This is a genomic window from Paraburkholderia sprentiae WSM5005, assembly GCF_001865575.2.
GTDB lineage: Bacteria > Pseudomonadota > Gammaproteobacteria > Burkholderiales > Burkholderiaceae > Paraburkholderia > Paraburkholderia sprentiae.
The window spans coordinates 242,013-254,350 of sequence record NZ_CP017563.2; the positions used below are offsets into that span (position 1 = coordinate 242,013).

General features: G+C 60.5%; 4 protein-coding genes. All 4 read right to left on the bottom strand.

The features are described 5' to 3' along the window. Positions 1-2 precede the first annotated feature (2 nt). Positions 3-260: a hypothetical protein gene (locus BJG93_RS29755; protein WP_027194828.1), complete on the bottom strand. Its 258-nt coding sequence runs from the start codon at positions 258-260 to the stop codon at positions 3-5. A 1,120-nt stretch (positions 261-1,380) separates the two neighbouring features. Continuing rightward, positions 1,381-2,058, bottom strand: coding sequence for a hypothetical protein (locus tag BJG93_RS29760; protein ID WP_154671707.1), 678 nt, complete (start codon positions 2,056-2,058; stop codon positions 1,381-1,383). Positions 2,059-2,348: 290 nt separating this feature from the next. Beyond that, on the bottom strand, positions 2,349-10,634 hold the full coding sequence (locus tag BJG93_RS29765; protein ID WP_082194492.1) for a hemagglutinin repeat-containing protein: 8,286 nt from the start codon (positions 10,632-10,634) through the stop codon (positions 2,349-2,351). Between the two features lie 390 nt (positions 10,635-11,024). Then, positions 11,025-12,314: an MFS transporter gene (locus tag BJG93_RS29770; protein WP_027194831.1), complete on the bottom strand. Its 1,290-nt coding sequence runs from the start codon at positions 12,312-12,314 to the stop codon at positions 11,025-11,027. Between the last annotated feature and the right edge of the window lie 24 nt (positions 12,315-12,338).

Here is a 12,338-nt window from a genome sequence, read left to right on the forward strand (position 1 = left end):
CTTCACTTCTTGCTTTCGTCATCGTCCCTTTCATAGCTTTTGCGCGCCTTCTTGTAGCTGTCGTCGAAAGGCTTCAAATGAAGCATATTTGCGCGCTCTGCATAGGTACCTGTCGCCAGAACAATCATTCCGATAACAACGCCAACAAACTTTTCTATGCCAGACAAAAGGAAGTATGAGGCTGCCGCTATCGCTATACCCGTTGCCCACAACAGAATGCGAAACCAGGGCGCGAAGTTTCCGTTTCTTATGATCTTCATTTTTTGTTTTGCACCGCGTTGTTCAGTTGGCTGCTGACGTCATTAAACGTCGTCGTGTTCTTGATCCAACTGCCAGATTCAGTAATTACCGTGCCAGCGAGAGGATATTTGTTCGCAACACCTCCCAGTGTCAGATCCACAACTGCCCACGCCAAATACGAACCCGGATTGGGACGTGTCGTCTGTACCACGAAATCTGCTACCCAACCCGTGACTGTCGATCCAAACGCAATTCCTTCAAAAACTGGTGCATATGGTGTTGGCAGTGCTGCTGCTGTCGCAGCAGCAGCACCAATACGCCCAACATTGGTTGAAATGTCTGCTGCGAATATGCGAGCGATGCCTGGGCTGTGAGCGCCAACGCCGCCAGCCTTTTTCTAATTTGCATGGATGAACGTGTGGTCGTAGTAGGTGGCGACTGATAGTCACCCCTACGTTTTCTAGTAAACCTATTAGATTTATTCACCTTCGCTTTCGATGGTGCCCAACCCCCTGAACTCCCAAAAGAAAGGTAAAGCGCTCGAAAACAGAAAGCAAAGATAAAAGGGAAACAATAGAGCCAAACCATCCGGGGTACCCGCGGACACTGCGAGGTACACAGCCAACGAAATATAAATGGCTGATACCACCCCAACGACAATAACGAATCGCTTCCATAGTTGTCCGCTATCTAACTGCGGCTTTCCTGCAACAACTCGCCACCCCTTGTACAACTCGAAAAGAAAGACAAAGAGAAATCCTATGGCCACAAACACTATCTTTGCAACGATAGCCTTCCAGGCGTTACCTCGAAACAGAGACACTGTGACGAGAAAAACAGCTATGTAGAAAAAAATGATCTTCTCCTAGAGGCCCCCGAGACCGCACGCTTAAACGCTTCGGCCATCAATTCTCCCCCCATTTGTCTCGTTGCTTTTCCTAAGTTGACGCAGCTCCCGCAGCATCGCGTAGGTAACCAAGACAAAAAGCGAGACATACATCGGCATTCCGGCTAACGCAGGGCGCCAGCCGGCGCCGCCTAGCTCTGATATCGCAATGACGACGGCCACTACAGCAAATACAGAAAAATATGCCTTTACGTAACGGACAATGAACCTACGTCTCACTTGGCTTTCTATAGTCATTTCTTTGATTGAGAATTCTGTATAGCTGTCTGAATAGGACCTGCCGAACCCTGCATAATCTGATTGACCATATTCCCTATGGGTGATGGTAGCACTGCCTTCGCCCACGACCCCGCGCTCGTCGTTGCTACAGCTACGCCAGCGCCTACTTCAGGATTGCTGCGCTGCATGCTGGAAGTGCCGAACGCGCCGACGCCGTTCACAACGGCACCAACGATCCCTGCGATATAAGAGCTTGTGAAACTCGGCGCATCCTTGCTCTGTCCAGTGACATAGCTGTAGGCGCTTCCTGCTAAGTCATAGCCCCCGGCAGTTATAGCGGCGACCACCGCTTCAGGCCCAAGTGCCATCACCGCGGCCGCAGGCACACCATACAAAGCTCCTGTTGCCATATTCTGTGACGCCGCCTGGGCATTCGCACCTGTCGCATTCATCTGAGCCGTCATCACCGCTTCATTGCACGGCCCTGTTGCCGTGCAACTAGACGGCACCAGACTCTTTTTCTTCATCAGCGGATCAAGCTGCTGATTGTAGAGCTGCACGTTCGACGCCGTAGCCGCGCCTGCCGTACCACCCACCAGTGCGCCGCCCAGACCCGCCACGACGTTTCCGGTCAGGTTGCCGAGCAGGGCCGAACCCGTTTCCGATTCAACGCCCGCCGCAATGTCGTTCAATCCTTGCGCCGCCTTCGAGGTCAGTCCCGCGCCTAACGCGCCGCCCACTGCGGTAAAGACGCTGCCGCCACCGAGGCCGCCGATGAGCGCACCGCCCGCCGCCTGCAATATCGCGCGCCTGTCGCCCCCTTCGGTCCATATCAACCCCGTATCTTAGCGATAACCAAATAGCCAACGACAGCGACAGCTAGCCCGACAAATATCCAATAGAATATTTTTTCGGATTTGCTCATTTTCTTCCACTTCTCTGGCGAAGGACCACCACCCACTGCAGGCATTTCCACCTCTTACTATTGAGCGGATTTTCCGACGGGCATCGAATGACTCCACGGAATAACCCCATAAGATATCTTGTCACCAGGCGTTCCAACACCCACTTCAACAGCAGTAGCACCACCATAGCCGTGCGTGACAGCACCAACGATATTGAATGGCAACGGCGTTGGTATAGATATAAATGCCTGATTGCCGTCACCGTTCATAAAATTATTAGTTGACGCAGCGTTATTGGCCCCAAAGATCCAACCGACCGTGGCACTGGCTCCCAACGACCAATTAGTCGAAGCAGGATTACCTTGTGCGACGCCGAAAGCTAGATATTTTGTGCCGTCGTATAGGTTTATAGCACCGCCAGCCGCACCAGACAGCACCCCGAAATTCAATGTTGCGTAGTTGGGCTGGAGAGTACCAGCGGCAGCATCTGCATTTGCTCCCTGTGCCTGAATCGCCGCGCTTAGCGTCGCATCACTGCACTGCGCTCCCGCACCGCATACCTGCGATACCAGATCCTTTTTCTGGTGCAGCATCTGGTTATAAAGCTCGACGTTCGACGCGGTAGCCGCGCCCGCCGTGCCGCCCACCAGCGCGCCACTCACGCCCGCCGCCACATTCGCAGCGAGGTTGCCCAACAGGTCCGAACCCGTGTCAGATGCCACGCCCTTCGACAGGCTAACGAGCTGGCCTGCGAGTTTCGATGACAGCCCCGCACCGGCGGCGCCACCAATAGCGCCGAACACGCTACCGCCACCGAGGCCGCCAATCAGCGCACCGCCCGCCGCGTGTAATAGCGCGCGGTTGTCGCCACCTTCGGCCCATGCTGCCGCCGTTTCCGGATCTCCAGTTTTCAGCGCGGCTTCCTCCTTCTTGTCGGCATACAGTCCAATACCCTGAGCCACGACCTGACCCGCCGCCTGTGCGGCCTGCATCGTGTCCGCCTGCTGCGAGAGCAGGGCGTTCACGTCCGGTGTGTTCGACACCGTGCCGTTGGTATCCGTTGTATCGCGGCTCAGGCTCGCCACGTCCTGCGTCTGCTTCGCGCCGTCCGTGATATTGAGCGCGCCTGCGCTGACCGCACTGCGCGTGGTGGCGCTGTCGTCACCGTTCTCGTTCTGCGAGATCATCGGCGTAATGCCAGGTGTGCCACTGACCGAACCCGGACCCGTCGCCTTGCCGGTGTTGCCTACGCCCACACCCGCGCCGATACCGTTGCTCGACGCGCTGTAGTGCGACTGGTTCTGGATATCGCTGTAGGTGAGCGTGCCGGTAGTCAGGCTGTTCTGCGACGCATCGGCCGTACTCGAAATCACCGCGCCCGTCAGGTCCGTATTGCCCTCGACGTTGATATCAAAACCACCTTTGCCTGCCTGAATCCCAGCCTGTTCGTTGACCTGGGCGTAGTCGCTATCCGCGTGGCCGTTCTGCGCGCTGAAGCTCGCGCTGCCGCCGCCCTGGCTGATGCTGAAGCCGCCGCCCGCGCTGCTCTGGTGTGCGGTGCTGACGGTCGTATCCTGCACGCTCTGGATATTCAGGTTGCCGCCGACGCTCGCCGTCACCTGGCCGCCGCTGACCTGCGAGCCGATGATGTTGGTATCGCCCCCCGAAACGACGGTCACGCCGTTCGCACCGCTGACGTGTGACGCGTTCTGGATCGCCGCGTTGCTGTTGCCGTCGCCGTGCGCGTTGGACATCGAGGCCGAGACGCCGAAACCCTGCGTGCCATAGGACACACCGACGCTCGCGCTGCTCGATTTGTTCGTGCTGGCGGTCGTGTCCGTGTTCGTGGTGTTGACGATGTTGACCTTGTCTTTCGCGGCGAGCAGTACATCGTTCGCGCTGACGTTCGAACCCGCGATGGTCAGGTTGCCGCTGCCGGGCGTGCCCGCATTGTCACCGCCCCCGGTTGCCACGAACGCGGCGGTGCCGCCCGCCTGAATGTTCGAACCTTTCTGCGTCGTCTGATCCTCGGTGAACGTATTCCTGCTCTGGCTGGAACCGAAACTCAACTTCACGCCGATGCTCGGCGCATTCGGCCCCGTCGCTCCGCCCATCACATCCGCTGCACCCATACCTGCCATCGCCGCATTGCCGCCCGCCGCAATCGCATTCAGCGCCTCGGCGCGTCCGTTGCTGTTGCCGCTCGCGAGCGCCTGCCCCTGCGCTACCGCGCCGTTGATCGCATCGCCCACGCTGCCCGACAGACCGAGCGTGAAACCGCTCTGCTTCGTTTCCTGGGTGTCGTCCTGATGCGAGGTGCTGATGGCCGCATCGATGACCACGTTGGCCGCCGTGCCCGTGACATTCCGGGCTGCCACCAGATCGCTGCCCGTTACGTGCAGGGTGTCGCCCGCCTGAATCGACAGGTTGCCGTTCGTGCTGCCCACCAGGCTGCCGTTGTTCGTCACGCTGCTGTCGTGCGTCGTCTGCTTCGTGTCGCTGTTGCCGTAGTTCAGGCTCACGCCGCCACCGCTCATCGCGCCGAAGCCCGACTTCTTTTCCTCGTAGAACGAACTGCTCTGACTCGTATCCTGCGTCGTGGTGATGTTCACGTCATGCACGGCGGCGAGCGATACATCGTTCGTCCCGACGATCGTGCTGCCCGCGACGTTGATATCCTTGCCGCCCGAAATCGACACGGCGTCTGCCGAAATCATGCTGCCTTGCGAAAGCGTCGTCGTGGTATCCCTCGAACTCGATACCTCCTTGCCGCTCACCACGTTGCTGTGGCTATGCTGCCCCTGGAAATTGTCGACATAGGTCGCGGTGGCCGCGCCGATATTGACGTTGTTCGCGGCCGCGAGCGTGGCCGTCCCCTGGTCGAGGCTGATCGTGCTGCCGGTAACGTTGATGTCGTTGCCCGATGCGACGGTAAGCGAATTGCCGGCATTGAGCGTCGTCGCCGTCAGCGTATCGACGGAGGTGTGCAACGACTCCGAATTGCTGCGGTGACTGTCGCTGAGCGAGCTGTTGCTGTCGACGGTCGAGGTCGTCTTCGCCGCCTGGAGCGTCACGTCGCCCTTCGCCACAACTGTCCCGCCACCAGCCAGGTTGATGTTCGCGCCCGTCGCGGTCAGATTGCCGCCTACGCCGATCTGCGAAACTCCGCCAACATTCACGGAACTGCCGTTCGCGCTGTTGAGGTTCGTATCCGACACGCCGTTCGCGCCATGAACCACCTTCTGCTCGCCGGTCTGCACGGCGCCGATGTCGTAGTTGCCGCCCACGGCCATGCCGAGGTTGCCGCCGACATTGAGATTGGCTCCGTTCTGCTCGAAGTTGCCGCCCGTCACAATCGCGGCGTCGCCTGCCACGTTCAGGCTCGCGATTGGCCCAAGCGTCGTCGTGGTCCGTGTTGCGCCCGTCGCGCTGACCTGGTGGACCGTATTCGCCGCGGTATTGAGGATCAGGTCGCCGCCTGCATTCAGCGCGAGGCTCCCGGCGTTCACGGTGGCCGAACTCAGGTCAACATTGCCCGTCGTCGCCAGCGACATGAGGCCGCCGCTCTGCAGCGTACCGAACGCGTTGCTGATCTGCTGGCCCTGAATCGACAGCGTATTGCCCGCCTGCACCGTACCGCTGTTATTGAAGTTCCGCGCGTTCTGCAAATCGATGTTGGTCGCCGCGATAAGCGGTCCGTTCATGTCCTGCTGGCTGGCCTTCGCGAGATAGACGACCGGCACCAGCACGGACTGACCGTCAACGACCTCGGTCTGCATGATGATCACGTTGCTGGTGAGTGCCGCGACCTGGTCCGGCGACAGGCTCATTCCGAGCGGCAGCTGAAGGGACCCGGCGAGCGACGCACCCGCCGCCATCAACGCTTCATACATCGACTGGACATTGGTATAGGGGCCGAGTACGGCCTTGCCGGTCAGCGAGGTGATCTGGTTCTGCACGAGCTGCTGCTCGTAGAGGCCGTCGCCGAGGCGCTTTTCCACCGTCTGGGGATTCAGGCCAAGCTGCTTGAGATAGTAGTCGCTCGAAATGAACGATTTCGCGTTCGTAAAGGCCGGGTTCGACTCGATCAGGTACGGCGCGTTCGGTGCCGTGTCCGGTTTGAACAGTCCGCCGTGCGGGATCGTCAGGTTACTCAGGACGTTCACCGCCGTAGCGCGCGCAATGGGCGGATCGACCTGGACGGCGCTGCCGCCGATCCCGCCGACATTCACCCCGCTGACCGACTGGCCGGGTACAAGCCCGAGCGACGGAATCCCCGCATTACCCGCCGTGTTGTTGACGCTTACGCCGGTACCAGAAATCGTGCCACCGGCCGTCCAGGTGGATTCGTAGTCGGGCAGGCCATAGTCGTGGACGTTAGCCGGTGCTACCTGGTAGCCGCCCGGATTGGAACCGACAAACGGCGCATTGCCGAACGGCAAGGTCCAGTTGTGTTCGCTGTTGTCATAGTTGTTGTAGTGATAGTAGCCCGAGTAGGTGACCTGTACCTCGGGCGCGAGTTGCCCGCGCCAGCTATCCGCGTCGAGCGAGACGGGCATCGCAATGTTGCCCGCCGCGGCGACGGCGCTCCAGTAGTTCTGGAACAGCCCGGTGTTCGACGCGTCCAGGTTGCCGCCCGCAATGATCTGCGCCTGCGGGCTGATGGACGCAATCAGGTTTGCTACCGCCGCGCCCGTATAGGTCGTGTACTGGTAGCCGCTATTCCACTGGCCGCCGTGCGGCGGCACCGTGTACGCACCGCCAATCATGGTCAGGAACGCCGGGTTATCCGGGGTGGTCCAGCCCACATCCTGCCCCGAGCACGCGGCCATGTTGACCGCAGTACACCCGGACAGGCTGATGCCGAGTTCGGCCAACAGACCAGGATCGACCGACTGATTCAGACCTGTTGTGGTCATCGTCGTCCGCGTATTCGTGACCTGGTTGGCGTCGAGCGTCATGTCGCCCGCCGACTGGATCAGCGCCGACTGGTTGCGGATCAGATTCGCGTTCGTATAGTTGCCGTTCGCATCCTTGCCACCCGCCAGCACGACCTTACCGAGACCGTAGATCGCGGTCGTCGCCTGCGTGTCGGTGGCCGTGGTGTCGTCGCGGTTCTCGATATCGGGCGCGAGCAGCTCAAGCGTGCCGTTACTGTCCGTCGCGCCAATAAGCGCGGTTGGTCCTACATTCGAAATGCTGCTGGTGGCGTTCAGCGACACGCTGCCGCCGACGATTGCGCCGGTGTTTGCCAGCGTGTTCGAGTGCGTGGTGAGCGTGCCGCCTGCCATCATCGCCCCACTGTTGGCGATGTCGTTCGCGTTGATGGCCAGGTTATCGACCGCATCGAGCGAGCCGGAATTGCTGAACGTGCCGGGCAGCGTAAAGGTGAGGTCGTGACCGGCCATGAACTGCATATCCGGCGTTGGAGCAAAATTGCCCTGAACATTCACCGCCACGTCGTTGGCCGCGCTGTATGCGCCGCCCCCTGTGAGCGTCGCGGCAGTCAGCAACAGGTCGTGATCGGCGCCAATCTGGCCGTTGGTGTTCGACACGGCCCCCGTTGCCGAAATGACGACATCGCCGCCCGAACCGGCGAAGGTGCCAATCTTGCCCCCTGTGTCATCGAGCGTACTGGTCTGGATCGCGACATTCGCGCCACTGACCTGGCCGCCCTGCGTGTTGGAGATGGAAGACGCGCCGAGCTTCACCGACCCATTACCTGCGATCAGGCCGCCACTGTTCACGATCTGGCTGCCGCCCTGCACGGTGGTGTCTCCCGTGCCGAGGTTGCCGATGAGCCCGTTTGAGCTGTCGATGGAAGCCGCCTGAACCGAGAGCAAGCTGGCGTCGCCCGCAGCGCCGGTACCTGACTGGATCTGGCCGCCCGTGTCCGTGAGTGCGCCACCGCTCGCGAGCGAGATCGACGACAGCGAACGTACCGCCCCCTGCGTGTTGTTCACGTCGCCCGCGACGCTGGCTGCGATGGCCCCCATCGCAGCCAGCGCGCCGGCCTGATTGTTGAGGCTGCCGGCGTGCACCGAAAGCTGGCCCGCCGTGATCACCGTGCCGCCCGCATTTGAAAAGGAACCCGAGCCATTACCCGGATCAATTGCGAGAGTGCCAGTGCCCGCGTGGGTGATAGTGCCATCATCATTTTTCAGAACCGCCGGGGCGAGCGTGAGGTCCGTGCTGTTCGTCTGGATTTTCCCGCCCGCAGAGTTATCGAGCGTTCCCGAGACGGCGACGGTCATCGCTGACGTGCCAGTCTGCGTGACCGTGCCTGCGTGATTGAGGAGGTTCGTGGCGTCAAGCGACAGTTGCGCCGCCTGGGTGACGCCACCGCTGTTATCCAGCGTCGTGGCGCTCACCGCCGCCCGCTGACCGGCTACGATCACGCCGCCGTTATCGGTAAGTTGCGCCCCGGCATTGATGGCCGCATTGTTCTGCGCCTGAAGCGTACCCGCGTCGTTGTTCAGGGACTGCGCGTCAAGCTGGAGGTCCGTTTGCGCGCTGACCGTGCCCTGATTGACAATGCTCCCGCCTTGCAGGGTCACGGTACCATTGCCGCCAATCACGCCGCCCTGCGCACCACCGGCGGTGGTGCCTGCTGTGTTCAGAAGCTGCCCCGTAGTCGTGACTGACAGGCCGTCTGCGCTGAGCGACGTTATCCGGCCCGCGCTGTTGTCCAGCGAGGCTCCGGCTACCAGCACACCCCCGGCGCCCTGCATGGCCCCCTGGTTGTTCGAAATGTCTGCGCCGCGTACCTGCATCGCACCCTGCGAAATCATTTCGCCGCCCTGATTCGCAATCTGTCCCGAGGTCTGTGCGACCAACGCTCCCTGCGAGGACACGCCGCCGTTCCGGTTCGACAGGCTGCCGGCGTCAAGCGTCATGCTGCCGCCGGCCGTCAGCGTGCCCCGGTCATTGACCAGCGCACCTGCAGCCTGAGCGTTGACCGCGCCTGCGGCGCTCGTGATCGCCCCGGCGAGGTTCACGTCGCCCGCGTATGCCGCCAGCGCCATGTTGCCGTTCGCCGCCGTCACGCTGCCCGCGAGATTCACGCCGCTGCCCGAGAGCGTCGCATTGCCGCCCGCCATGTTCAGGCCGCTGGCATCAAGCTGGCCCGATGCGGAAAGCAGCAGATCGCCGCTGCTGCCCACCGAACCATCGCCATTCACGCCCGCGCCGAGCGTGCCGGTCGATGCAACGCTGCCCGCAGTGATCGACGTATTCTGTTGTGCAGCAACGGTGCCACTGTTGGTAACGGCTCCCGCCGTGCCAATGGAGGTATTGCCTTGGGCGTAGATCGTGCCGCTGTTCGCGACGCCCGCCGCGTTAATTCCGAGATTGCCGCTCGCGTTCATCGTGCCGGACTGCACAAGCTGGCCCGCACTCGTGAGTATCAGATCCCCCGCCTGCGCAGCGATGGTACCGGCATTCGCAACACCCACGCCGTTCTCCGTGCCCACCAGAACGATGCGGTTGCTGTACATGCCACCCAGTTGCGACACGTCGATGGAAACGCCGGGAGCGGGGCCACTTCCTGCAATCGGTGTTGGAATCAGACTCGTGTAGTCGATGTTGTTTGCGCCCGTCACAACATGCATTGACTTGCCATATATGGCTGCATTCACCTGCAGGGCGCGGGACAATAAGTCCACTTCATCAATATTTGAAGTGTTCAGGCCCGCCCCTTGGACAGTAATCATGCCGCCCGTCACACTGAAACCCGTCAGATTGCCATTGCCGTCGATCAGCGGATTGCCAGTCGTTAAAATTCCACGTGCGGTGTTGATAAAGCCGCCGCCGTCCACGACCAGGCCGGAAGCGTTCGATATGATGACATCCGCCTTTTTCCCCGCGACCTCGACATAACCGCGCAACAGCGACGCATTATTGCTGTTGACCTGGTTGACGATTATCTTTGCGGCGTTGTTCGGTCCGAAGTTCGGATTGCCCGATATCTGTCCGGCGAGTTGGGTGTTCGTATTAACGGGCGAATTATTGAGGATCGCGCCGTTTTTTTGTACATCGAACTGCGAATACGTATTCACGGATACGCCCGCATTCGACGGTCTGTTCACGTTCACCTGTGGTAGACCATTCGCCGTGCTGATGACGCCGGGTGCATGTGCGCCACCGGGAACGATCTGCCCGTACGACGTGACGGGCGCAAAACCGAAAATAGCTAGTGCGGCAAAGGCCGCGTGACGCATTGCGAAGAGGGTGAATGATTGCAGCGCGACCGATGGGCCGGTTTCTCCCTGACTTGCCTTACCTTGTCCGACTGCGGTTTCCGCGACCGCAATGAGCATTCCCCGGAGCTTGCTGAAAACAAGCCGGTAATAACGGTTATTCATTGCTTGTACCTGTGATGCTGGTTGAATCCCTGCACACTGCAACGGCGTATTCCAGTGACCTCACACGACGCCGGACCGGCATCGCACCTGACGGCGCACACCTCGCGCGCATACGGTTCATGCTGAGGCAATCGCAAACTCATTTCTGTCAACGATTGTCACGATTCGACACTAAAACCACATTTTTGGAATTCGGAGTCATCTGATTGTCAAAACCGGATTCACATGAAAAGTCGGATTTGACAATCGACAAAAGCTGCCTGATATGTCAGTCAGTCAGGACGCTGCAATGCTGTCCCTGAAACGAAAAAAGCCCGCGAATGCGGGCTCTTTCGTTTCAACGCTCGGAGTTTATGATGCGCGCGCCACTCTCACGCCACCACCAGCACTTCAATCCCGCAACTTCACCGCCGTCATCCGCGGCATCAGCAGATGAATGATGCCCAACGCAACCAGATACGCCGACGCGCCGACAGTGAAGAGCGCCCAATACTGCCCGGTGCGCTGCAACGTCTCGCCGATCACGCCCGAGTAGAAGAACGAGCCGACCATCCCGGCCACGCCGCCGATACCGACCACCGTGCCGACGAGCCGCTTCGGAAACACGTCGCCGACCGTCGTGACGAGGTTCGCCGACCAGCCCTGGTGCGCCGCTGCCGCGAGACCCACGGCGAACACCGCGTACCACAGGCTCTGAAAATACGACAAGGTGGCGATCGGCACCACGCACAACGCACAAACGAGCATCGTCACCTTGCGCGCAAAATTCGGCTTGTTGGTGCGTGCCATCAAACGCGACGACAGCCAGCCGCCCGCCACGCTGCCGACCGATGCCATCGTATAGATGGCGATCAGCGGGAGACCCATATGGCCGATGTCGATATGGCGCGATTCATTGAGCCACTTCGGCAGCCAGAACAGATAGAACCACCACACCGGATCGGTCAGCAGCTTGCCGAACACGAACGCCCACGTCTCGCGGTACTTGAGCACCGACAACCAGCTGACTTTCTGTTCGACGACTTCTTCGCGATCCGCGTTGATGTAGTCGAGCTCTTCCTTCGTCACCGACGGATGCTGCGAAGGCTGCCGATAAACCAGCAGCCACACCGCCAGCCAGATGAAACCGGTCGCGCCGCCCGCGATGAACGTCGCGCGCCAGCCCCACATCAGCGCGGCGAGCGGCACGAAGGCCGGTGCGATGATGCCGCCGATCGTCGCGCCCATGTTCCACAAGCCAGTCGCCAATGCGCGTTCTTTCTTCGGAAACCACATGGCCGTCGTGCGGATCGCCACCGGAAAATTGGCCGCTTCGCCAAAGCCGAGCAGACCGCGCACGGCCGCGAAGCCCGGCACGGTCGATGCCACCGCGTGCAGCATCGCCGCGAGACTCCACATCGCCATCGCGCTGCCGTAGACCTTCTTCGTGCTGACGCGGTCCGCGATGCGGCCGAAAATCGCGAGACCCACCGCATAGGCGACCGTAAACACCATCACGGTCTGCGCGTACTGCACCTGGCTCCAGCCGATGTCTTTTTGCAGCAGCGGCGCGAGCAGCCCGAGCATCTGACGATCCATGTAGTTGATCGTCGTCGCGGCGAAGATCATCGCGCAGATCGTCCATCGGTATCGTCCGACAGCCGTGCTTGCGGCGGCCGTCGTGGCTTCCATCGTTTTCATCGAGTCTCCTGAAGATTTTTGGAA